This is a genomic window from Peribacillus sp. FSL H8-0477 (genome assembly GCF_038002765.1).
Taxonomy (GTDB): Bacteria; Bacillota; Bacilli; order Bacillales; family DSM-1321; genus Peribacillus.
Map to the genome: position 1 here is coordinate 20,865 of NZ_JBBODE010000004.1, position 22,207 is coordinate 43,071.

The window sequence follows — 22,207 nt, forward strand, 5'->3', positions numbered from 1 at the left end:
TATAGATAGTTTCTAAACATCGGAGTCTGTTATGAGCCTGTTTTATATAACAAAAAAAAACGGCGGAATAGAATTCCAGCCGTTTTTTGTATTAATCAAATAATGTACTTACAGATTGCTCTTCGTGAACACGAACGATTGCTTCTCCAATAAGAGAGGCAACAGATAATTCAACGATTTTTGCTGTACGTTTTTCATCAGGTAAAGCGATGGTATTCGTAACAACAAGTTCTTTTATTTTGGAATTTTCAATTCGCTCAATAGCAGGTCCAGAAAGAACTGGGTGTGTACAACATGCATACACTTCTTTTGCTCCGTTTTCAACAAGAGCATTAGCCGCTAGCGTAATTGTTCCAGCTGTATCGATAATATCATCAATTAAGATAGCAGTCTTTCCTTCAATATTACCAACGATGTTCATCACTTCTACGACATTCGGACGCGGACGGCGTTTATCAATAATCGCAATCGGAGCTTTAAGACGATCAGCCAGTTTACGCGCGCGTGTAACTCCTCCATGATCCGGAGATACAATAACAAGGTCACTTAGGTTCTTAGCTTCAAAATAATCAGCTAAAATTGGAACTCCCATTAAATGATCAATTAAGATATCAAAGAAACCTTGAATTTGTGGTGCATGTAGATCCAATGTTATGACACGGTCAGCACCTGCTGTTTCCAGTAGATTTGCAACCAGCTTAGCTGTAATTGGTTCACGAGCACGAGCCTTGCGATCTTGACGGGCATATCCATAGTAAGGCATAACGATATTAATCGTTTTTGCAGATGCACGTTTCAAGGCATCAATCATAATCAACAATTCCATCAAATGTTCATTAACAGGCTGGCTGGTCGATTGAATGACGTATACGTCACATCCCCGAATGCTTTCTTCGATGTTAATTTGCACTTCACCGTCACTGAATTGTGATACTGAACATTTACCAAGTTCTACTCCAATTGCTTCAGCGATTTCCTGTGCTAATTTAAAATTTGAATTCAAAGAAAAAACTTTCAGGTTTGGATCTAAATACTGGTTTGACATGATGAACCTCCGTTGGGTTAATTGTTGAATTTCAGTTTATTAACGTAATCTTCTTTATTCGTTTGGCGGGCACGTGCAATAGCCATTGCTTTTCCTGGTACATCTTTTGTAATCGTAGAACCAGCAGCTATATATGCTCCTTCTCCAATAGCCACTGGAGCTACCAAATTAGAGTTGCATCCTACAAATACACCGTCGCCTATTTTAGTCAGATGTTTGTTCTTACCATCATAATTTACTGTTATGGAACCACAGCCTATATTAACATCTTCCCCAATTTCTGCATCTCCAATATAGCTCAAGTGAGACGCTTTACTGGCTTTACCGAATAAAGCTTTTTTGATTTCAACAAAATTGCCAATTTTAACCTTGTCTTTTATATCAGACTGAGGGCGAATGTGAGCAAACGGCCCAATATTGACATCTGAACCAATTGAACTGTCATGTGCTACAGATTGCTTCACTACTGAACGATTGCCAATTTGGACGTTTTTCAGTTCAGAATTAGGTCCGATTAAACAATCAGTGCCAATCTGAGTTTGACCTTGAATGACTGTTCCAGGGTATAGAATGGTATCCTGACCGATTATGACATCTGCATCCACATAAGTAGACGCGGGATCTATAATCGTAACCCCGTTGCTCATCAAGGATTCATTTATCCGTTTACGCATAATTTTTTCTGCCTCTGATAAAGCAATGCGGTCATTAACCCCCATTGTTTCATTAAAGTCATTCGTTTGATAAGCCGTCACGACTTCTCCTTGAGCTTTCAATATCTCAATAACATCCGGCAAATAGTACTCGCCTTGTACATTCTCATTGGATACCTTTTTCAAAGCATTGAATAGCGCCTCGTTATCGAAACAGTACGTTCCCGTATTAATTTCTTTGACTGTCAGTTCAGAATCATTTGCATCCTTGTGTTCAACAATCTTCTGAACCTGCCCTGATTCATTTCGGATTACTCTTCCATATCCGGCAGGATTGTCAGCAGCTGCAGTTAGAATCGTCGCTTTTGCATTAGCTTCTTCATGAATGCTGATCAGTGCTTCCATTGTTTCAGCCTTAATTAAAGGCGTGTCACCGCAAATAACAAGCGTTGTTCCGGCTTTCCCCGCTAAAATCTGTTCAGCCTGCATAACAGCGTGGGCTGTTCCTAATTGCTTATCTTGAAGGGCGTATTGAGAACTTGCCCCAAGTTGGTCTTGTACCAATTCAGCACCATGGCCAATAACGGTTACAATTTCTTCTGTACGAAGCTGCTTAACTTGGTCGACAACATGTTGTACCATTGGTTTCCCGCATACAGGGTGCAATACCTTGTAAAGCTTGGATTTCATTCTGGTACCTTGTCCTGCTGCCAATATAATTGCATAACGATTACTCATTACAGGCCTCCATTTAAGCTATTTATCCAATAAAAATATTATCGTATATACCACTAGTTTTCAAGGCAGGATGTAAAATACATATTTTTGTCAATTGTTTACACACAAAAGAAACTTGCTCAAACGTGTCGCAAGTATGTACACCTTCATTCCCTTTATCCTTATTATATACTGTTATGACCGTTTTTTTATATTTTTTCTACTTCTAGTTAAAAAAATTCGGGGTTTTTTCATGTTTTACAAGATATAGAACGGGGAATAGGAATGGAGGAATTTACTCACAATAAAAAGAGCCTTACTTGTGAAGTAGGCTCTTGATGCTAAACATTTCTTACACTATTAAGAAGCTCCTGCTCCTGCTTCTTCTAATTCAACTTCCAACTCTCCTAAACGATGGTACTCTGCTAGTACTGCTTCTTGGATTTTTCCTCGTGTTGAGGAATTGATAGGATGGGCGATGTCTCTAAATTCACCATCAGGTGTTCTTTTGCTCGGCATAGCTACGAATAAACCGTTATTGCCATCAATTACACGAATATCATGAACAACAAATTCATTGTCCAATGTTATTGAAGCAATCGCTCTCATTCTGCCATCTGTATTAACACGGCGCAATCTAACGTCAGTCACTTCCATTCTATTTCACCACCTTCACAAATTGTTAGAAACTTAAAGTACATATTCCACAAATTAATGTGAAATCCTTCTAAGAATTGTAAATTTTTTTGAAAAAAGATAGTTTTTTGTATTTATTGAAAGCGCTCTTACATTTAATATTTCTGTAAATGTTGATAGAACAGTCTTCCTACGACTTTTTGCCCAGTATCAGTTTTTTTCAAAAAAATGTGTCAGGCGATGATTTTTTTATTTTTTTGCATAAAAAAAACGCTCGTATTTATTTAACGAGCGCAATTACTTCTATTTCAATTAATGCATCTTTTGGGAGTCTTGAAACCTCAACACAAGAACGAGCAGGCTTATGTTCCGCAAAATATGTGCCGTAAACCTCATTTATCTGCGCAAAATCGTCCATGCTTTTTATAAATACCGTTGCCTTAATAACCTGTTCAAGTGATGAACCTGCCTCTTTCAATACAGCCTGCAAGTTGGAAAAGACCTGATGTGTTTGCTGCTGCACATCACCGTCTACCATCTGACCTGCTGCAGTTAAAGGAATTTGTCCAGAGCTATAAAAAAGATTGTTTACGATGATTCCTTGCGAGTATGGCCCAATTGCCGCGGGCGCCTCATTCGTGTGTATCGATTTCATAGTACATCCTCCTTATTAAAATGCTTCTTCTGTAAAATAGTTCCCTCTAGTAACATGAATTGTTTTATCCTTTTCATCCACATCAGATAACTTTATTAAAGAAATATACTCATCAACAAGACGTTCTTCAACGTGGTCTGATTCGACAAGAACGGCTATACCTGCCACCGTTGCTTTAAACTCTTCGAGCAAGCTGACCATCCCTTTGACGGTTCCGCCAGCTTTCATGAAGTCATCAATAATTAATACATTTGATGCTTCTGCTAAACTTCGTTTGGAAAGTACCATCGTCTGAATTCGTTTAGAAGATCCAGAAACATAATTGATACTAACAGTTGAACCTTCTGTCACCTTGTTATCGCGTCTAACGATAACCACGGGAACATTTAAATAATTTGCTACTGCATAAGCTAAAGGAATCCCTTTTGTTGCCATCGTCATGATCACATCAACTTTTTTCTTTGCATAAGCTGCAGCGATGATTCGGCCAATTTTATTTACAGTTTCTGGATTTCCTAATAAATCCGTCAAATATAAATAACCGCCTGGTAATAGTCGATTGGGACTGGTCATAACTCCGCACAATTCATCAATAAAAGCCACTGCTTCTTCTGGCTTTATCGAAACCATGTACCTTACCCCGCCCGCTGCACCAGGTACAGTATTTAACGAACCAATTCCCCTTACTTCGAAGGTTTCCTTGATGATAGCAAGATCCTCACTAATGGATGATTTTGCCGAACTATATCTTTCTGCAAATAAGGTCAAAGGCACGAGACGACCAGGATGCTCCAGCAAGTAATTAGTCATATCGATCAGCCTTTCGCTCCGGCGAAACTTCATCCTTCTACCTCCTGTCTTAAATCCGAATATTTTACTGTACTATACCACTATTATCCGTCTTTATTCAATGGTATTACGGTCACCAAGCATTCTAACCGCATAGACTTGATCACAAAATCCTCTTAACCCATTATAAATCCGCTGCATTCTTGACTCATGCTCGACCAACCCAAAAACAGTAGGGCCGCTGCCGCTCATTAAGACAGCATCTGCACCAAAGGTTCTCATCTGCTCTTTAATATTAGCTACCTCTGGATATAAAGGGAGCGTAACATCTTCAAGAACATTTCCAAGGCCGCTGCATACATTTGCGTAATTCCCCTCTTCTAATGCCCCTATCATGCCTTTGACATTAGGATGGGTCATTTGAGATAGCTGTAACCTCTTGTATACGTCTGCAGTAGATACACCGAGTGTTGGTTTCGCTAAAATCACCCAACATTTAGGAGGAACAGGCAAGTGTGTAATTATCTCGCCTCTTCCTTGTGCAAGAGCTGTGCCTCCATAGACACAAAACGACACATCCGATCCAATCTCAGCTCCGAGTACTGCCAGCTCATCAAGAGATAAATTAAGCTTCCATAGTCTATTTAATCCTCTCAATGTGGCAGCTGCATCGCTGCTTCCTCCAGCTAAACCCGCTGCAACAGGAACATTTTTTTCAATACCGATCGATACACCTTGATTTATGCCAAATCGTTCTTTTAATAAATAAGCCGCTTGATAAGCTAGATTTCGTTGATCATCTGGAACAAATCGATTATGTGAAAGAATCTCAATCTGATTACCACGGATTTCTTTCAGCTCAATTCTATCCGCAAGGTCGACCGTCGTCATAACCATCTCCACCTCATGGTATCCATCAGGCCGCTTAAAAAGGACATCCAGCGCCAAATTTATCTTAGCTGGGGCTTTCTCCATAAGCTTCAATATTTCCACCTACTTTACGTTCTTGAAAGTTCTTGTCTTATTTTATCATATTTGCACTTATTCTAAAGGTTTTTTCATTGTATATTCAAACCCAAAGGGGTTTAACGTAATAATTTGATTCTAAAATCCTGATATAGCAAAAACATAGAAAAGCCAGATTCCTTTAGTCCATCGGCTGACAAGCCAATGTGCGTAAAAGGAATCCGGCCATTTATGCGTGTACAGCATGGTTTAATTGTATGGTTACTAGATCGTTACGGACTATTATCTTTTGTCGCTCATTTGTCTCTGTGCTTTTTCAACAGCAAGCTTCACCATATTTCCTGCGTCAACAGCCCGTATACCTCCCCAGCCTTCTCTTTGGACGACATCATAAAAGCCTAATTCCTTCGCAAGCTCTTCTTTGAACCCTTCTGTCATTATGCCTTTTCTTCTGCCCAAATTGACCAACCCCTTCCCCATACTGTACATAGTTAGTATTTGTATGACTCATCTAATCATGAACGGGTAAATCCACCTATTGAGGAAAAATAGATAGTATAACCTAATTTTAACCACAAATAGTAAATATTATAATACCAATTAAAAAAGCAGCTAACCAAGTTAGCTGCTTTACTCTAAAGCTTAAATCTCCTGCTGCTTATTCAAGAATGTAAGTTGTACGGTTTCCGTTAATACATCTGCATAGCTGTATGATACTCTTTCAAACGCATTTTCATCCTGGTCCAGTTCAATAACGAAGACTGCAGGATAGGTTTCCGATAACGTTCCGAAACGTTCGACGGTTTTTCTTCTTCCGCCGTTGGCTTTCAAGAGCAACCGTTTTCCCAAGTTTGAATCTAGTGCATGCTTAATATCAGCTAAAGTTTTTGGCATTTTCGGTTCACCTCACTAATTTTAGTATAACACACATTCTTTTAAAACGCAAACAAAATGATAAATTATATCAGCAAATAAAATTGTTTGTCAATGATTTTTTTGCGCAAAGTACGCAAATTTTCTACAAAATTAGTATCAACTTAATCGTTTGTAAATATGTATCCATTTTTCCGCAGGCTGTTTACTGCAATTTCTATTGTACTTAAAACGCTGCATACAGGAAAAATGCAGCGTTTATACATCAGGAACTTGATTATAAGGCATCCCTGTACGCAGCAAACCTTTCGTTTCAATCCCTCCTAACCCTTTTTCGCCGCTCAATGTATTTCGCAGCACATCCCATACACGGATATGTTCGGAATAAGGTGTGAAACTTAATTTTGCAACGATGTAAACTGGATCTAGAGCATGGATATTGACTCGTGATGGAGAGCTGGCAAAATTTGCTCCTGCTTGAATAATGGATTCAAAATGTGACTGACACGCGCCGGCAAAAATGACAAGTTGGTCTAGATGAGGAACTTTCTTTCGAGCTTCTCGTACAGCTTGAACAAAATGGATTGAATGACGATAGGCATTGATATCAAAAACAGAACCCTTTGCCTTCGAGTATGAATCGTGCCCAGTGATAACCAAAACATCTGGACGATATTTATCAAGTAATTCTCCAATCATTAACGGCATTTCTTTTTCGTTACAATAAACACCATGAACTGGAATTCCGATTTTTTCATACATATCCATACATTTTTGCAGATAGACAGCATCTCCGTCCACATGAAGCACACGACCAGGGATTTGAAAATAGTCTCCAGTATAGCGGTATCCATCGCTGGCTTCATATTCACTTTTCTGTTTCTGTAATTCTTGATCCTGAGAGAGTAACAACAATGATTGTTCTTGCAGAACCTCATCGTTTTTATGGCGGTATTCACGCTCTTTCTCATCTAAGGCTAGTAAATCATCAAATGGGGCGTCCGCTATTAGTCTCATATCTTCTCCAAACAAAATTGCTTCCGTTTTTCCATCCTGCTCACGGATATCAATAATGCGAAAGATAATGTCACAGTGATAAGACTTGCGGCCAACGATGTCATGGATATTCATATTAACTGCCCCGCCTCCTAGCGTCTTTTACATGTTAAGGTATGCATCACTCCGCTTAATGGTGATATCCCTTCTTCTTAACTAATATGAATCATCCTTTCAACATAAAAAAAAACAGGCTGTTTCGGAAAACCGAGAACAGCCTGTTTTTGGTATATCTATTTAAATGTCGGTAATAATGCATCACTCAGGAGTCCAAATTCAGCAATAGTCAATGTTTCTCCTCGACGAGAAGGATCGACACCTGCTTGTTCAAGAGCCTGTAAGATCTGCTCTTTTTTTGCTTTTCCCTCAGGAAGCTGACTGGTTAAGTTATTAAGAATCGTCTTTCTTCTCTGCGCAAAGCATGATCTAGTCACAGTAAAGAAAAATTCTTCATCCTTTACTTCCACAGCTGGTTTTGCACGTTTAGTCAATCTAATGACTGCCGAATCTACATTTGGCTGCGGCATAAAGACCGTTTTCGGAACAATCATAACCATTTCAGCCTCTGTATAGTACTGAATTGCAATGGAAAGGGAACCGTATTCTTTCGTACCTGGACGTGCCGATATGCGTGCTGCAACTTCTTTTTGAAGCATACAAACGATACCTCGTATACGCAGATTTTCGTTTAATAATTTTAGAATAATTGGTGTTGTCACATAATATGGCAGGTTCGCCACAACCATTAAATCATCGATCCCATTAAAATGTTCCTCAATGGCCTGCTCCACGTTAGCTTTTAAGATATCCTCATAGATGATAGCCACATTGTCATAAGGTGAAAGTGTATCTGCTAAGATAGGCATTAATCGTTGATCAATTTCAAATGCAGCTACCTTTTTACTAACTTTTGCAAGCTGTTCCGTCAGTGCACCGATGCCGGGTCCAATTTCTATTGCTCCACTTTCTTCTGTCAAATCAGCATGCTCGACAATTCTTTTTAAAATATTCGTATCAATTAAAAAGTTTTGGCCAAGGCTTTTCTTAAAGGAAAATCCGTATTTTTTTAGTATTTCCTTTGTCCGAAGCGGGGTTGCGATATCTTTATGCATCTTTTTCCTCCTGTTTAACCTGCGTGACTGCCTCTGCAAATTTTTCTTGTGTGATTTGGAACATTTTCAACCGTTTATATAATTGCTTACCATTGGTAAAGCCAATCTTCAGTATTTGCCCAATCTGTTCTCTTCTTTCTCTAGCACCTTTGCCGCCAATAAGACCCGCATCAACAAGGTCCTGCAGAGAAATTTCTTCTACAGCTTGTTCGTTTGTGATTTGAGCACCTTCCAAGGCCTTCCTAATGACCGCAGGACTAGCATGCTCTACTCCAACACCTCGGCCGGATTTTGGCTGACCTTCTTTTTTTGTAATAAACGCATGCTTGCATCCTGGAACCCGTTCAGTGATGATACCTCTGATTTTCTGACCAGGGAAATCAGGATCAGTAAGCACAATCACACCACGTGTATCCTGGGCGTGCTGTATTTGCTGCAATACAGATTCATTAATAGCTGACCCATTTGTTTCAATGGTATCAGCGATAACTGCTCTATTGATAGCTACTGTGTCGTCTTTACCTTCCACGACTATGATTTCTTTAATTTTATCCATAATACCCTCCAAATGAATGAACCTGATTCATTCATACGATCGTCATTATTCTTAGAGCCTTTTTAATCGGCGGTCGCTTATTCTATTACTATGTCCATTGTTGTACGTACCATTATAACGCAAAAAAGCAGGAGATAGACAATCTCCCACTTCTAAATTTAATTTACTACTCTAATCTTAACTTTTTTGACACCCCAGCGATAGGCGTCTGATTTAGAAGCAAAGAAAACATCAATTTTATTCCCTTTAATTGCTCCGCCCTTATCACCAGCAATCGCATAGCCATAACCTTCAACATAAACCTTGGAACCAAGCGGAATGACTCTTGGATCAACCGCAATGACCTTCGCTCCCGGATTTTGTTTAAGATTAATACCTGTTGCCGTTCTTCCCGAACAACCATTACAGCTCGCTGTATAGGCCGTTGATGACACATATAGAACTTTTCCTTCATTCGACTCATGTGATACTTGTGTAATCTTTCTTTTCGTTCCTACAGCGACCACTTTATCCTTCTTTTTGGTACGAACCGCCTCTGAAACGAGTGACCGTTTGACTTCTTTACCATTTTCTTTTACTACTTCATATTGCCTGGAAACGAGACCATCTTTGCCATTGGCTAAGATTTTCTTTTTTCCCTTATCCATGTTCTCATCTTCTTTTGTAATTACAGCAAACTGAACTGGTTCTTCAACTACATCGGTGACTTTTTCAACGCGAATGACGGTAATTTTGTTCTTTGCTTGAACTTTTTCCGATAATTTCGGCTCAACTCGATCCCATTTATTGAGCTTTACATCTTGTTGTTTTAAAAAGTCAGCGACCGTAGTCGAAGTCGACCACACTTGCTTTTCAATACCGCCTACTTCCAACTTTAGTGGAAAGGCTTTTTCGATAGCAATCTTCATGTTTTCCTGCAGCTCTGTTTCCAAAGATGGATTCACTTTATCCCACTTCGTAATATCAATCTTCTGCATGTGTAATAGTTCTTCAACTGTTTTAGCCGTAGTCATGATTTCCTTTTTTTCATCGTTCAGGTCAATATGGACAGGCTTTGCTTTTTCCCAAGTAACAGCCAAGTTATTATTGACTTCACTTTCTTTGGAAGGATGCAGGTAGTCCTCAGCTTGAACGGTAATCTCTAATTCTTTTAACATATCATGTACAGTACGAGCATGTGTTGACACCGTTTGAGTCTGGCCGTTCAATGTTAATAAAACCGTATGTTTTGTTCCTTGATAAATTAGTATTCCTAGGGCAGCAGCAACCGTAATTGTCAAACTGATCGCAACAACTCTTCTTTTTCTCCCAAAAGACTTGGGAATTAGGTTTTTCATAGTTTCTAAAATAATGAAAACTCCTCCTTCTCTCGGTGATTATATAGAGACAAATACCGAGATGTCAACCTATTCACACCTAGTTTGGAAAGTAATTCCTATTATGCACACTCTCCTAACTATTGAAAAGAAAGACTTATCGACAGCATTATTCTACCAAAAGAGAAGGTTTTGTAGAACGGACGGGGATACCGTCCGCCCGGACAACCTTAGTGTTTAACTGACAAGAAATGTTGTCAGTTAATGCCGAATAGTTTCCTTGCATTTTGGTTAGTTGCAACAGCCACTTCTTCAAACGTCAACCCTTTTAATTCAGCAATTTGTTCGGCTACTAATTTTACATAGGCAGGTTCATTACGTTTTCCCCGATAAGGGTGCGGGGCAAGATATGGACAATCCGTTTCAATCAATAGTTTATCAAGGGGAACCTCTACGGCAACCTCTTTTGGTTTTTTTGCATTTTTAAAGGTGACTGGTCCTCCTAAAGAAATATAGAAGTTCATATCCAGGCATTCTTTCGCTACTTCTGGACTGCCGCTATAACAGTGCATAATGCCCCCGACAGCTTCGGCATGTTCCTCTTTTAGAATGTCTACAATATCAGCGGTTGCCTCTCTATTATGAATGACAATCGGCAGATTCACCTTTTTTGCTAGACGAATTTGTTTTCTAAAGACCTCTTTCTGAATATCCCTAGGTGATTTATCCCAGTGATAATCTAACCCCATTTCTCCTATTGCAACGACCTTCGGATGAGACGATAGCTCTTCAATCCAAGCTAAATCCTCATCAAGCATGTCTATTGCATCAACGGGATGCCACCCGATTGAGGCATAAATAAAATCATATTTCTCTATTAATTCCATTGCCCTCATAATCGTGGCGCGATCAAAACCGACCACAACCATGTTTGAAACTCCAGCTTCCTGAGCTCGTTTAATAACCTCTTCAATATCCTCTTTAAATTGATCATCGTTTAAATGCACATGTGTATCAAATAACATCTATTTCTTCCTTTCTCATTTAAGTCTATTAAAAGGCAGCTGCCTTCATGTTTCACATTTATATATCAATTTGATGACAGTTGAAACATTAAAAAAGCATAAAAATGTTTCTTATGAAACATTCTTATGCTTTTTTATACTTTCCTTATTTAACTTTTGCCCCATTAGGAAGCGAATTATCCACTGTTGCTACAGATAGTTTTCCATCTGAACTACCCGCTAAAATCATTCCTTGCGAAAGCTCACCGCGAAGTTTAACTGGTTTTAAATTTGTTACACAGATTACCTTTTTTCCTACCAATTCTTCCGGCTTATAGTATTGGGCAATTCCAGAAACAACTTGACGTTTTTCATAACCAAGATCCAACTGAAGTTTAAGAAGTTTATCCGCTTTTTTTACAGGTTCCACTTCTAGTACTTCCGCCACGCGCAGTTCAACCTTCATGAAATCATCAATCGTAATCTCATCTACCTCAGGAATTTCTTCAATAACCGATTCTTTCTTCTCTTCGACTTCAGGCTCATTGCCTTGCATTTGTTTCTTAATATACTCAATCTCTTCTTGCATCTCAAGACGAGGGAAAATTGGATTCCCCTTAGCTACTTTTGTATCAGCAGGTATTTGTCCAAATTCCTCTAAACTCTCCCATGTTTTCAGCAAATCATCCGTAATATTTAACTGAGCAAATATCTTTTCTGGAGTTTTTGTCAAGAATGGTTTAAGAAGAATAGCGATTCTGCGCAGCGACTCTGCCAGGTGAACCATTACTGTCCCAAGCTCTTCCCGCTTAGCATCATCCTTAGCTAATGCCCAAGGCTGTGTTTCATCGATATATTTGTTTGTTCTGCTGACAAGCTGCCAAATCGTAGAAAGTGCAATTGAAAACTCCATATTTTCCATAGCATCTTCATACTTTTTGATGGTCTCTTGATTTAATTGCAGCAAGGACTGGTCAAATGTACTGTTTGAACCTGTATAAACAGGAATAACCCCGTCAAAATACTTATCAATCATTGCAACGGTACGGTTCAACAGGTTGCCTAAATCATTGGCTAAATCAAAATTAATACGTTCTACAAAACCTTCAGGAGTAAAGACTCCGTCAGAACCGAATGGAACCTCACGAAGCAGGTAGTAACGAAGTGCATCAAGTCCATAACGATCAATGAGAGTTACGGGATCGACCACATTTCCTTTTGATTTTGACATTTTCCCATCCTTCATTAATAACCAACCATGAGCAAATACCTTTTTAGGTAATGGAAGGTCTAATGCCATTAACATAATCGGCCAATAAATCGTATGGAAACGAACAATTTCCTTCCCAACCAAGTGCACACTTGCAGGCCAGTAGTTTAAGTATTTAGAATCATCATCAGTACCATAGCCCAGAGCGGTAATATAGTTAGATAATGCATCAATCCAGACATATATAACATGTTCCGGATTCCCTGGGACCTTCACACCCCAATCGAAGGTTGTCCTCGATACAGCTAAATCTTCCAGCCCAGGCTTGATAAAGTTATTGATCATTTCATTTTTACGAGACTCAGGCTGTATAAACTCAGGATTAGCCTCATAGAACGCCAGCAGACGGTCTACATATTTACTCATTCTAAAGAAGTATGATTCTTCTTTTACTTTCTCTACAGATCTTCCGCAATCTGGACAATTGCCTTTTTCAACTTGCCGGTCAGTGAAGAAAGATTCACACGGCGTACAATACCAGCCCTCATATTGATCTAAATAGATATCTCCTTGATCAAGCAGCTGTTTAAAAATCTTTTCAACCACTTTTTTATGACGAGTTTCTGTCGTTCTAATGAAATCATCATAAGAAATATCTAACTTATCCCAAAGCACTTTAATGCCATCCACAATATTATCAACATACGCTTGAGGAGTAACACCGTCCTCAGCTGCTTTACGTTGTATCTTCTGACCATGTTCATCCGTTCCTGTTAAATACATAACATCAAATCCACGCATACGCTTATAGCGAGCCATAGCGTCTCCAGCTACTGTCGTATATGCATGTCCTATATGTAAATTTCCGCTTGGATAATAAATCGGGGTGGTAATATAAAAGGTGTTTAATTTATCTTGCATGTGTGTTTTCCCTCCTAAAATCATTGATGTAAAAATGAAAGAATCAACTACTGCATCCATTTTACATACTACTATTCCTATTTTACCTTATCTATAGTAAGAGCGAATATAAATCATCGCAAATTATTATCATTTCATCTAGACAATCACTGCTCTACAACTACTTTCTATTGTAAGACATTTTCTTATTTATAACCTACCTAAAGGATTACCTCCTTTATCAATAATTTATACCTTCTCCATCTAATTGCTCATTATTTAACAATCTGAGACTAATATTTTGTAACTTATTGTCATTTAGTCGTATACTATAAAAACAATCATTAATTTTTATGAATGTTGATTTTTGTCTTATTTTGTCGATTATTCTTTTAGTTTATTGGCTATTCGATGATTATGTATACAGTATACATAGTTAACCCCTTCAGTTCTTTCCCTTCGACATAACCTATACACAGATTAAAACCCTTGATATAACCGCATTTACACTCCTATATTTCATTTTTAAAAAACATTAGAAATAAATCATTGACGCATTTGGGAATGGCTGGTATTATTATATTTATAAAAAATATTGTCGAATAATGACGAAAAAGATAGAGATAAAGGGTCTAGATTATTCTGAGAGGAGATTTAAAATTATGAAATCTACAGGAATCGTACGTAAAGTTGACGAATTAGGACGGGTGGTTATTCCAATCGAACTACGTCGTACTTTAGGCATCGCTGAAAAAGACGCATTAGAAATTTATGTTGATGAAGAAAAAATTATCTTAAAAAAATACAAGCCTAACATGACTTGCCAAGTTACAGGTGAAGTATCTGATAATAACCTAACACTAGCTGGAGGAAAACTAATCCTTAGCCGTGAAGGTGCAGAAACATTGATCAAAGAAATCCAAGAAAACTTTGTTACAAAATAATAAACAGTATAGGCCGATTCCTACTTTGGAATCGGCCTTTTTACTTATTCGTCTACATGGTACGCTTGATAAATGTCCCTCTTTGGCACATCACGATCAACCGCTGTTTGTTTAATGGCATCTTTAGTTTGCAAATCCTTTTGGTCGATATAGTGCTGAACATGCTCGTTAATCTCCAGGCCTTCCCACCAGAGGCTTTCTGCAGATTCTTCTTGCTCTGAAGCTCCCTCAATAATGAGACAAAATTCCCCTCTTATCTCATTTTCAACAGCCCAATTTAAACATTCGCTCAACGTGCCACGAATAAATTCCTCGAATTTCTTTGTCAGTTCTCGGCAAAGAACAATTTTCCTGTCACCTAGTACATCAAGCATACTTTTTAAGGTGTCTTTTAAACGATGCGGTGATTCATAGAGAATCCAAGTGGACTCAATTTTTTTCAGTTTTTCAAGCTCTTTCTTTTTATCCTTTGAACTGCGTTGTAAAAATCCATAAAAGTAAAAGGGTTGAGGTGCTATACCAGAGGCAATTAAAGCCGTCAATGCCGCATTGGCTCCTGGCAGCGGGATTACGGTTATGTTTTCTTCAATCGCATCCTGAACAAGACGATAGCCTGGATCTGATATAGTCGGCATCCCTGCATCACTGACGAGTGCAACAACCTGTCCGCGTTGCAGCTGCTCAATAATCTGTCTTCCACTCGTTTCTTTGTTATGTTCATGGTAGCTGATAACCGGTGTCTCAATTTCGAAATAGTTACAAAGCTTTCGTGTATTTCTTGTATCCTCAGCAGCAATCACGTCTGCTTCTTTTAAAATACGCAACGCCCGAAAACTCATATCCTCCAAGTTGCCAATTGGTGTGGGGACTAAATATAACGCCGGCTCGGCTCCTTCTTTAGCGAAACTCTTCTGCTGCTGCATCTCTAGGTCACTTCTCCTTCAAAATAATTTTTTCTTTTTGGATTCTCGATAATTGTTTAAATCGATACTCAGCTTGCATTGCTTCTGTTTTTGTTGGAAATCCTTCAACATGAACGAGTTCAACCGGCGTACGTCCGCGGGTATATTTTGCTCCCTTGCCTTCGTTATGAACTCTTACTCGTTTGCTGACATTATTCGTGTATCCAGCATAATAAGTATGATCTCTACATTTCAATACATAAAAAAAATGTTCATTCTTCTCCATATAAAATCCTTTTTACTTCAGGTGTATATTCCTGACCATCATACACAAATAATGGGGGCAGGACTTTCAAATCTGGACTTCCATCTTTAATCCCTTCAATTAACAGCATATTCGCTTCTTTTCCGGGTTTAGGATAAACAAATTGAATACGCTTGGGTTCGATTCGATTTGCTCTCATTGAACTCAGGATGTCCATCAGCCTGCCTGGGCGATGAACAAACGCTGCTTTTCCGCCCTGTCTAAGAAGCTTTGAACTCGTCTGAACTACATCTTCTAATGAACAAAGGATTTCATGACGAGCAATTGCAAAATGCTCATTTTTATTTATCTCTTCCTGCGATGGCGTTGGGAAATAAGGGGGGTTGCACGTCACAACATCATACTTGCTATACCCAATTTCCTTAGCGATATCTTTTATATCACTATGACGCATGCTAATTTGTTCTTCAAGTTTGTTATAGCGAATACTGCGTTCTGCCATATTAAATAACCGCTCTTGTATCTCTACACCTATAATATTACCTTTTGTCCTCGTACTCAATAACAGTGGAATAACTCCATTTCCTGAACATAAATCGACTATTTTTCCTTTTTGTATTGGAACACTGACGAATTTTGATAATAAAACGGCATCTAATGAAAAAGAAAAAACAGACGGACTCTGGATAATTCTCATTTGTTCTGCTAAGAGGTAGTCCAGACGTTCATCTCCAACTAATTCAACCACTCTCTCGCCTCCTCTATGATGTACTATTTACAATGAATATCTATTCTTAAGAAAAAGCCTTCCCTTAAAAGGGAAAGGCCTCATTTTATTTTTTATTTAAAAAAGATAAACAGAAAAGACAATCGCCTTCTTTACGAAGACTACCAAAGTGAAGATTACAAATATGGAAGCCCTCTTGATAGATACGGGCCAAATTATCGTAACCTTCCCCTATGTCCAAAGCCTTATCTATGCTTTCGGCTTTCGGGTTCTTAGTTTTACCTTTTTCTTTTATGTTTTTTTGTGTAACAGTGCCAAATCGAGATCTTAAATGTTCATTTTCAATCTTTAATCCCTGATTTTCTTCCAGCACTTCTGCTAAATGCTGCTTTAATTCGCCAAGTTGAGTGTATAATTGACCAATTTGAGCCTCCATATTTGTAACTGACTCAAAAATTTCTTTTTTATCCACGCTCTCCCACCACCTTAATCAATCTGTGGCTTGAATAGAAACGGCTCCCTCGTTTAGAATCTCATCTAACGTATACTCTAATACTCGGTCCTGCCCGACTAAATCAACCTGGAGCACTCGTTCTAGAATATTTAGCCCCACTACCTTGCCTTTTCCATTAGGTGTACTAATTACCTCACCTATGTCTGGAAGCATTTCTTTTGAAATTTCATACTCTTCATTTTCATATTTCAAACAGCACATCAAACGTCCGCATAAACCGGATATCTTCGTTGGATTCAGCGATAGATTTTGATCTTTCGCCATTTTGATTGATACCGGCTCAAAATCACCTAAAAATGTAGAACAGCACAGCATCCTGCCGCATGGACCAATTCCCCCAAGCATCTTAGCTTCATCTCGAACACCGATTTGACGAAGTTCTATACGAGTTCGGAAGATTGACGCAAGATCTTTTACTAAATCTCGAAAATCGACCCGGCCATCCGCTGTAAAATAAAATACGACCTTATTTCGGTCAAATGTATATTCAACATCAACCATTTTCATATCAAGTTGATGCTCTTCTACTTTCACACAGCAAGTTTCGTAGGCTTCAGCTGCAGCAGCTTTATTTTCTTCTACAATCAACCTGTCCTTTGCATCTGCTACTCGCAGTACTTTCTTCAATGGCAGAACAACATCATGGTCATCTACTTGTTTCCGGGCTGTGACTACCTTACCATATTCAACTCCGCGAACTGTCTCGACAATTACAAACTCGTCCTTAGGTATGTTGATTTCACCCGGATCAAAATAGTATATTTTGCCCGCTTTTTTAAAGCGTACGCCTACAACATCATACAAATGATGATCCCTCCTGCAAATTCAGCACAAGCTGTTCCATTAACAGTTGTGGATTTGTATTGGAAAGCAGCTTCCTTTTTGCTTCCAAAATCGCACCCATATAATCGGCTAGGCGTTTCTGAGAAAGATGGAGAGCGTGAGACTCCAATTCTTGTATTTGATTTTGAAAAACAACCAGGTTTCGCTTATCCAACTGAATATATAGTAAATCCTTATAAATAAGAAATAACAAATCTAGTCCTCTATCTAGCTGGTCTCTTTCCTTAAAGTGTAAAAACCAATCCTGCTGTAAGTATAATAATGCTTTCAGCGAATCTGATTTTATCACTTCATACAATCTTACCACTATTTTTTGGGCTTGTGCAAACCATTCCTCCGAACTTAATGCCATTCCTTCTTCATAATTATGAGTCAAATGAGATATTATGGAAGAATTCTGTTCGGTCACCCCTTGATCCATCAGCTTTTTTTGCAAATGAGTACGCGATAAAGGTTTGAATGAGAGAATCTGACATCTGGACAAGATAGTTGGCAGTAAACGCTGCATTTGTTCTGTCAGTAAAATGGCCGCTGTGTCTTTAGGCGGCTCTTCAAGGAATTTCAGAAGACTATTTGCAGCTTGTACAGACATTTTATCTGCTTTATCAATAAGGTAAATTTTAAAGTTCGCTTCAACGCTCTTCTTCGAGAATTCCTCTTGAAGATTTTTAATCTGTTCTTTTTTTATAGACAGCCCCTCTGGTTCAAGTACATGGACATCCGGGTGATTTCCATTCTCTATTCGTTTGCAGTTACGGCATTTTTCACATGGAAGACGACTTTCTGTTGGGTCCAGGCAAAGCAGAGCCTTTGCCAGAAGCATTCCCATCTCTTTCTTTCCTGTCCCCTTTTCCCCTTCAAAAAGGTAGGCATGGACGACACGACCCTTTACCATACTATTTTGCAGCATGGTCGTAATCTGCGGTTGTATCTCACTCATTTCTTCCCAAGTTACCAAAACAATCAACTCACTTACATCTTAATTAAAAGTACCCATTATATCTTTCTTACTTTCTATCTTAAAATTGAAGAAATTGTTCAATTGGTAAGACAAAAACTGCTGCTCCGCCCACTTGGATTTCTACGGGATATGGAACATATGAATCAGCGTTTCCGGACATAGGTGTAACTGGCGCAATGAGCTGTTGACGCGACTCACAGTTATCCTTAATGATTTTTAAAGCGTGATCTACACGTTCATCCTCGGTACCAATCATAAACGTGGTATTCCCGGACTTTAAAAATCCTCCAGTGCTGGCAAGCTTTGTTGCTCTATAGTTATTATCAACCAACTTACTTAACAAGCCGTTGCTGTCTTTATCTTGAACAATGGCAATAATCATTTTCATTCTTATCATCCTCCGTTCAATCCTAATTTTTACCTGTAATCTATTATACCAATTTTCTTATGGGGTCATGGTAAAATTATCTTTATTTTACCATGAAATCTATTTTATTTGTTCTTTAAAACGAATAGTATTTTTTCTTTTACTGCTTCTGTTACTTCTTCAATTGGTAAGCTGGCATCAACAACAAAAAAACGACTTTTTTCGCGTTCAATCGCCATTTTATACCCGTCTCTTACTTTCTCGTGAAACTGTAGTTCTTCTAAATCCAATCGATTTACTTCCCGTATACCGCTTTTTTTGATACGTTTTAGCCCCTCAGCAGGCTCGATATCGAAGTAAATAGTCAGTTGAGGCATTAACCCTTCAATAGCAAATTGGTTAATTGAATACACTTCATCGATGCCTAGGCCTCTTGCATATCCTTGATAAGCCAAAGAACTGTCAATAAAACGATCACACAAAACAATCTTCCCTGTATTTAGTGCAGGCACCACTTTTTCAATTAGATGCTGCCTTCTAGCTGCTGCATATAATAAGGCCTCGGTCCGGCCATCCATTGCTATATTTTCTTTATTTAAAATGACTTCTCTTATTTGTTCTGCTATTGGGATGCCCCCGGGTTCTCTAGTTAACACCACATCTAAACCTAGATTTTTAAGAGATTCTCCAACAAGCTTTAACACGGTAGTTTTTCCAGCCCCTTCAGGACCTTCTATTGTTATAAATATTCCTTGTTTCATTGCACGTTACCTCCAGTGTATATCATATTAGTATACACTATTATTTCGTCTTTTAAGAGTTTATCCATATACCAATAAAAGGCCTTGGGAAAGCACTGACCCCCCATGGAATCGTCCACCTTTACTTCTTAGTTTCTCCAGATAGACAATCTTTTCAGCTGTGATCATTTCTCCAGCCATTATCAGCGGAATGCCAGGAGGATAAGGGATAATCATTTCTGCTGATACACAACCCACCGACTCTTTAAAAGGGACTGACCTTTTCGGCCTCTTCTTCATCTCCTTGTAGGTCAAAGAGAGTGTACTAAAAAGATGATCATTATAAAAGTCAGGGAGTGAGGCCGACCTTTTGACCGCCTCTTTCCCATTCAATGCAAGATTGATTTTATCAATAGTTTCTGTAAAAGGATATCCCATGTTAGCTTTAAGCAGCGGGATGACTAGTAATACATTTTCTGTATCCGCCAGCTCTGTATAAATCCCATAATTCTCAAGTACAGTCTGAAATTGAAAACCATCTGGTATTTGTTCAGAACGAAGGGTAACTTTTAAGCTATCATCACTTTCCATAACCTTTAACCCAGGTATTCTACTCAATCCCTCACGAAATTTCTGAATAGAATAGAGAAGATGTTCAGTGTCGGCAAGATTATAAGAAGCTAAGTAGACTCTAGCTAAATCTAGTGAGGCCATAATAGGATAGGATGGACTGCTTGACTGAAAGACCTGCAGATAATAGTCAAGCTCCTCTTTATCTACCCGCTTACTATTAACATGCAGATAAGACCCCATTGTCATTGCAGGAAGTGTTTTATGGGCTGAGTGTACCACTATATCTGCACCGGCTTCAACAGCACTCTCTGGGAACCCAGGCAGACCAAAATGAGCCCCATGCGCTTGATCCACCAGCACTGGGATATCTTTATTATGTGCAGCTTCAATAACCCCTCTGATTGATTGCGCCTCCCCATAATAGGTAGGATGCGTCAGAATCAATGCACGGGCGCTCGGGTACATATCAACCGCTTTATTTATATGTTCTGTCTCAACACCACCGGCTACGCCCCATTCTTCATTGAAAGACGGTGTAATAAATACTGGGTTTACATTGGCAAGCCTTAAAGCATGGATAATTGATTTATGACAATTACGCTGCACAAGAACTGTATCCCCTTCTTCACAAACAGCCATAATCATAGCTAAGTTCCCGCTAGTCGACCCATTCACCAAAAAGTAACTGTTTGCAGCGTGATAGAAATCTGCTAGCAGCTCTTCAGCATGAAGGATAGGACCATCTGCTGCATGTAAATCATCGAGGCCATTTAATTCAGTCACATCTATCTCTAAAATTTGTTGAAAAACCTCTTGAGCGGATTCTTCAAAAATATATCCGTTTTTATGACCCGGTACATGATAAGAAACCGTACCTTTTTCTTTATGATCGAGTAACGCTTGATAGATTGGCGCATAGTTTTGATTCATTTAAATCTCCCTGTCATCCGTCTAGCCTTATTTTAGCAAACTAACAGATGCAATGCCTGATGTATACGTAACAAATTAGATAAAAAAACGATGTCCTAAGTGTAAGAACATCGTCTGGCATTTTATGAAGAAGTAACTTTTTTAAGTTGTTCTAAATAATACTTATATTTCGGATCTGAAGTTTCTGTAGAGATTATCTCTTTTTCACATTCTATGCAAAGATATGATGTATATAAACGGATGCCATATTCTTTATACCTGTCACAAACCACACATAGTTCCTCTGGCAATTGCTTAGCAGCTGTTGTATCCAACATCTCCACCTCCCGTACCCTCCATTCTTTCCATAAACCAACTATTGTATACTATTTTCAGTATATTCTAATTAATAATTGGTTTTTTAGCCTATATCAATCTATGATGTTACCTCTTCAATCGTGTATGTCTCCCTATAAGTTTTATTTCCTAGGAAAAGGGTATTTTTTTACTGTTCCTGAATAATACAAAATCAGATCGATTCATCTATAGACAAGATGTCGCTTAGTGAGACCTCCATGTATGAAAACATGCTGACTTCTGGATTTGTCATGGGGGCTATTCCGTTCGTTCATTAATCCCGTCTGGGTACTAGTTTCAGCTTCAAAGTACCCGAGGCATCATTGCTTTAAGGGTTTTTGAAAATGGGTCGCTACTCTTCAGGTCTACTTCTTTAGATACACTTTTAAGGAAGACTGATGAATAATTTTCCCCGGGGGGTATTTTATCTATTAATCCCGTCTGGTCTTCATATATTCCCGTCTGAGATCACGACATTCCCGTCTAGATACCCCGTATTCCCGTCTGGGCACTACTTTCAGGTATAAAATACCCCTCAGGGTACCACACTTCCTGATCAACTTCTAAAAAACGCCACAAAAAAAGACCAGCTATGCAGCTGATCTTCTCTTTCTGTT

Annotated in this window: 25 protein-coding genes; 1 reads left to right on the forward strand and 24 read right to left on the reverse strand. The window is 38.7% G+C overall.

What is annotated here, in order from left to right:
* Nucleotides 1–91 precede the first annotated feature (91 nt).
* From MHI18_RS21865 to metG, 14 genes are all read right to left on the reverse strand, one after another.
* Nucleotides 92–1,045: a ribose-phosphate diphosphokinase gene (locus tag MHI18_RS21865; protein WP_340850490.1), complete on the reverse strand. Its 954-nt coding sequence runs from the start codon at nucleotides 1,043–1,045 to the stop codon at nucleotides 92–94.
* Between the two features lie 17 nt (nucleotides 1,046–1,062).
* The gene (glmU, locus tag MHI18_RS21870; RefSeq protein WP_340850491.1) at nucleotides 1,063–2,436 is read right to left on the reverse strand and encodes a bifunctional UDP-N-acetylglucosamine diphosphorylase/glucosamine-1-phosphate N-acetyltransferase GlmU; all 1,374 of its coding nucleotides are present in this window, start codon (nucleotides 2,434–2,436) and stop codon (nucleotides 1,063–1,065) included.
* A gap of 339 nt (nucleotides 2,437–2,775) precedes the next feature.
* Nucleotides 2,776–3,072 (reverse strand): septation regulator SpoVG, encoded by a 297-nt coding sequence (gene spoVG, locus MHI18_RS21875; protein WP_028390521.1) that lies wholly within the window; start codon nucleotides 3,070–3,072, stop codon nucleotides 2,776–2,778.
* 259 nt (nucleotides 3,073–3,331) lie between these two features.
* Entirely contained in the window at nucleotides 3,332–3,706 is a 375-nt protein-coding gene (locus MHI18_RS21880) for a RidA family protein (RefSeq protein WP_340850492.1), read from the reverse strand.
* A gap of 15 nt (nucleotides 3,707–3,721) precedes the next feature.
* Nucleotides 3,722–4,549 (reverse strand): pur operon repressor, encoded by an 828-nt coding sequence (gene purR / locus MHI18_RS21885; protein ID WP_340850493.1) that lies wholly within the window; start codon nucleotides 4,547–4,549, stop codon nucleotides 3,722–3,724.
* Nucleotides 4,550–4,609: 60 nt separating this feature from the next.
* Nucleotides 4,610–5,479: a 4-(cytidine 5'-diphospho)-2-C-methyl-D-erythritol kinase gene (gene ispE / locus MHI18_RS21890; RefSeq protein ID WP_340850494.1), complete on the reverse strand. Its 870-nt coding sequence runs from the start codon at nucleotides 5,477–5,479 to the stop codon at nucleotides 4,610–4,612.
* A 264-nt stretch (nucleotides 5,480–5,743) separates the two neighbouring features.
* On the reverse strand, nucleotides 5,744–5,920 hold the full coding sequence (locus MHI18_RS21895) for a protein sspF (RefSeq protein ID WP_340850495.1): 177 nt from the start codon (nucleotides 5,918–5,920) through the stop codon (nucleotides 5,744–5,746).
* Between the two features lie 183 nt (nucleotides 5,921–6,103).
* Entirely contained in the window at nucleotides 6,104–6,355 is a 252-nt protein-coding gene (gene veg / locus MHI18_RS21900; RefSeq protein WP_040374992.1) for a biofilm formation stimulator Veg, read from the reverse strand.
* Between the two features lie 237 nt (nucleotides 6,356–6,592).
* A complete protein-coding gene (gene yabG, locus MHI18_RS21905; RefSeq protein WP_340850496.1) occupies nucleotides 6,593–7,465 on the reverse strand; it encodes a sporulation peptidase YabG in 873 nt (290 codons plus the stop codon).
* 158 nt (nucleotides 7,466–7,623) lie between these two features.
* Nucleotides 7,624–8,502: a 16S rRNA (adenine(1518)-N(6)/adenine(1519)-N(6))-dimethyltransferase RsmA gene (gene rsmA / locus MHI18_RS21910; protein WP_340850497.1), complete on the reverse strand. Its 879-nt coding sequence runs from the start codon at nucleotides 8,500–8,502 to the stop codon at nucleotides 7,624–7,626.
* Entirely contained in the window at nucleotides 8,495–9,058 is a 564-nt protein-coding gene (gene rnmV, locus MHI18_RS21915) for a ribonuclease M5 (RefSeq protein ID WP_340850498.1), read from the reverse strand. Before rnmV ends, rsmA begins: the two co-directional genes overlap by 8 nt.
* A gap of 158 nt (nucleotides 9,059–9,216) precedes the next feature.
* Nucleotides 9,217–10,395: a ubiquitin-like domain-containing protein gene (locus tag MHI18_RS21920; RefSeq protein WP_340850499.1), complete on the reverse strand. Its 1,179-nt coding sequence runs from the start codon at nucleotides 10,393–10,395 to the stop codon at nucleotides 9,217–9,219.
* 236 nt (nucleotides 10,396–10,631) lie between these two features.
* Nucleotides 10,632–11,399 carry a TatD family hydrolase gene (locus MHI18_RS21925; protein ID WP_340850500.1) on the reverse strand — a complete coding sequence of 256 codons (768 nt, stop codon included), beginning with the start codon at nucleotides 11,397–11,399 and terminating at the stop codon, nucleotides 10,632–10,634.
* 145 nt (nucleotides 11,400–11,544) lie between these two features.
* Nucleotides 11,545–13,509, reverse strand: a complete 1,965-nt coding sequence (metG, locus tag MHI18_RS21930) for a methionine--tRNA ligase (protein ID WP_340850501.1) — start codon at nucleotides 13,507–13,509, stop codon at nucleotides 11,545–11,547.
* A gap of 641 nt (nucleotides 13,510–14,150) precedes the next feature.
* Between metG and MHI18_RS21935 the strand changes: the two genes are divergently transcribed.
* Nucleotides 14,151–14,432, forward strand: a complete 282-nt coding sequence (locus tag MHI18_RS21935; protein WP_340850502.1) for an AbrB/MazE/SpoVT family DNA-binding domain-containing protein — start codon at nucleotides 14,151–14,153, stop codon at nucleotides 14,430–14,432.
* A gap of 44 nt (nucleotides 14,433–14,476) precedes the next feature.
* Here the strand turns inward: MHI18_RS21935 and rsmI are convergent, their stop codons facing one another.
* The 10 genes from rsmI to MHI18_RS21985 all read right to left on the reverse strand — a co-directional run bounded on the left by rsmI (nucleotide 14,477) and on the right by MHI18_RS21985 (nucleotide 21,571).
* The gene (gene rsmI / locus MHI18_RS21940; protein WP_340850503.1) at nucleotides 14,477–15,355 is read right to left on the reverse strand and encodes a 16S rRNA (cytidine(1402)-2'-O)-methyltransferase; all 879 of its coding nucleotides are present in this window, start codon (nucleotides 15,353–15,355) and stop codon (nucleotides 14,477–14,479) included.
* Between the two features lie 7 nt (nucleotides 15,356–15,362).
* Nucleotides 15,363–15,620, reverse strand: a complete 258-nt coding sequence (locus MHI18_RS21945) for a GIY-YIG nuclease family protein (protein ID WP_340850504.1) — start codon at nucleotides 15,618–15,620, stop codon at nucleotides 15,363–15,365.
* Nucleotides 15,607–16,347 carry a tRNA1(Val) (adenine(37)-N6)-methyltransferase gene (locus MHI18_RS21950; protein ID WP_340850505.1) on the reverse strand — a complete coding sequence of 247 codons (741 nt, stop codon included), beginning with the start codon at nucleotides 16,345–16,347 and terminating at the stop codon, nucleotides 15,607–15,609. The genes MHI18_RS21945 and MHI18_RS21950 overlap by 14 nt, the downstream gene beginning before the upstream one ends.
* 85 nt (nucleotides 16,348–16,432) lie before the next feature.
* Complete coding sequence (gene yabA / locus MHI18_RS21955) at nucleotides 16,433–16,798, reverse strand: DNA replication initiation control protein YabA (protein ID WP_340850506.1); 366 nt, start codon at nucleotides 16,796–16,798, stop codon at nucleotides 16,433–16,435.
* Between the two features lie 18 nt (nucleotides 16,799–16,816).
* A complete protein-coding gene (locus tag MHI18_RS21960) occupies nucleotides 16,817–17,644 on the reverse strand; it encodes a PSP1 domain-containing protein (RefSeq protein WP_340850507.1) in 828 nt (275 codons plus the stop codon).
* Nucleotides 17,637–18,623 (reverse strand): DNA polymerase III subunit delta', encoded by a 987-nt coding sequence (gene holB / locus MHI18_RS21965; protein WP_340850508.1) that lies wholly within the window; start codon nucleotides 18,621–18,623, stop codon nucleotides 17,637–17,639. The genes MHI18_RS21960 and holB overlap by 8 nt, the downstream gene beginning before the upstream one ends.
* 79 nt (nucleotides 18,624–18,702) lie before the next feature.
* On the reverse strand, nucleotides 18,703–19,032 hold the full coding sequence (locus MHI18_RS21970; RefSeq protein ID WP_340850509.1) for a cyclic-di-AMP receptor: 330 nt from the start codon (nucleotides 19,030–19,032) through the stop codon (nucleotides 18,703–18,705).
* A 104-nt stretch (nucleotides 19,033–19,136) separates the two neighbouring features.
* Complete coding sequence (tmk, locus tag MHI18_RS21975; RefSeq protein ID WP_340850510.1) at nucleotides 19,137–19,772, reverse strand: dTMP kinase; 636 nt, start codon at nucleotides 19,770–19,772, stop codon at nucleotides 19,137–19,139.
* Nucleotides 19,773–19,832: 60 nt separating this feature from the next.
* A complete protein-coding gene (locus MHI18_RS21980) occupies nucleotides 19,833–21,254 on the reverse strand; it encodes an aminotransferase class I/II-fold pyridoxal phosphate-dependent enzyme (protein WP_340850511.1) in 1,422 nt (473 codons plus the stop codon).
* Nucleotides 21,255–21,376: 122 nt separating this feature from the next.
* Entirely contained in the window at nucleotides 21,377–21,571 is a 195-nt protein-coding gene (locus MHI18_RS21985; protein ID WP_445670056.1) for a sigma factor G inhibitor Gin, read from the reverse strand.
* Nucleotides 21,572–22,207: the final 636 nt, after the last annotated feature.

What these genes read in the sequence shown, in the direction of transcription:
- glmU (WP_340850491.1), bottom strand. Translation starts at nt 2,436, where the DNA reads ATGAGTAATCGTTATGCAATTATATTGGCAGCAGGACAAGGTACCAGA.
- rnmV (WP_340850498.1), bottom strand. Translation starts at nt 9,058, where the DNA reads ATGGATAAAATTAAAGAAATCATAGTCGTGGAAGGTAAAGACGACACA.
- yabG (WP_340850496.1), bottom strand. Translation starts at nt 7,465, where the DNA reads ATGAATATCCATGACATCGTTGGCCGCAAGTCTTATCACTGTGACATT.
- purR (WP_340850493.1), bottom strand. Translation starts at nt 4,549, where the DNA reads ATGAAGTTTCGCCGGAGCGAAAGGCTGATCGATATGACTAATTACTTG.
- rsmI (WP_340850503.1), bottom strand. Translation starts at nt 15,355, where the DNA reads ATGCAGCAGCAGAAGAGTTTCGCTAAAGAAGGAGCCGAGCCGGCGTTA.
- metG (WP_340850501.1), bottom strand. Translation starts at nt 13,509, where the DNA reads ATGCAAGATAAATTAAACACCTTTTATATTACCACCCCGATTTATTAT.
- MHI18_RS21865 (WP_340850490.1), bottom strand. Translation starts at nt 1,045, where the DNA reads ATGTCAAACCAGTATTTAGATCCAAACCTGAAAGTTTTTTCTTTGAAT.
- MHI18_RS21985 (WP_445670056.1), bottom strand. Translation starts at nt 21,571, where the DNA reads ATGTTGGATACAACAGCTGCTAAGCAATTGCCAGAGGAACTATGTGTG.
- rsmA (WP_340850497.1), bottom strand. Translation starts at nt 8,502, where the DNA reads ATGCATAAAGATATCGCAACCCCGCTTCGGACAAAGGAAATACTAAAA.
- spoVG (WP_028390521.1), bottom strand. Translation starts at nt 3,072, where the DNA reads ATGGAAGTGACTGACGTTAGATTGCGCCGTGTTAATACAGATGGCAGA.
- MHI18_RS21925 (WP_340850500.1), bottom strand. Translation starts at nt 11,399, where the DNA reads ATGTTATTTGATACACATGTGCATTTAAACGATGATCAATTTAAAGAG.
- MHI18_RS21935 (WP_340850502.1), top strand. Translation starts at nt 14,151, where the DNA reads ATGAAATCTACAGGAATCGTACGTAAAGTTGACGAATTAGGACGGGTG.
- MHI18_RS21970 (WP_340850509.1), bottom strand. Translation starts at nt 19,032, where the DNA reads ATGAAAATGATTATTGCCATTGTTCAAGATAAAGACAGCAACGGCTTG.
- tmk (WP_340850510.1), bottom strand. Translation starts at nt 19,772, where the DNA reads ATGAAACAAGGAATATTTATAACAATAGAAGGTCCTGAAGGGGCTGGA.
- holB (WP_340850508.1), bottom strand. Translation starts at nt 18,623, where the DNA reads ATGAGTGAGATACAACCGCAGATTACGACCATGCTGCAAAATAGTATG.
- MHI18_RS21920 (WP_340850499.1), bottom strand. Translation starts at nt 10,395, where the DNA reads ATGAAAAACCTAATTCCCAAGTCTTTTGGGAGAAAAAGAAGAGTTGTT.
- MHI18_RS21880 (WP_340850492.1), bottom strand. Translation starts at nt 3,706, where the DNA reads ATGAAATCGATACACACGAATGAGGCGCCCGCGGCAATTGGGCCATAC.
- MHI18_RS21980 (WP_340850511.1), bottom strand. Translation starts at nt 21,254, where the DNA reads ATGAATCAAAACTATGCGCCAATCTATCAAGCGTTACTCGATCATAAA.
- veg (WP_040374992.1), bottom strand. Translation starts at nt 6,355, where the DNA reads ATGCCAAAAACTTTAGCTGATATTAAGCATGCACTAGATTCAAACTTG.
- MHI18_RS21945 (WP_340850504.1), bottom strand. Translation starts at nt 15,620, where the DNA reads ATGGAGAAGAATGAACATTTTTTTTATGTATTGAAATGTAGAGATCAT.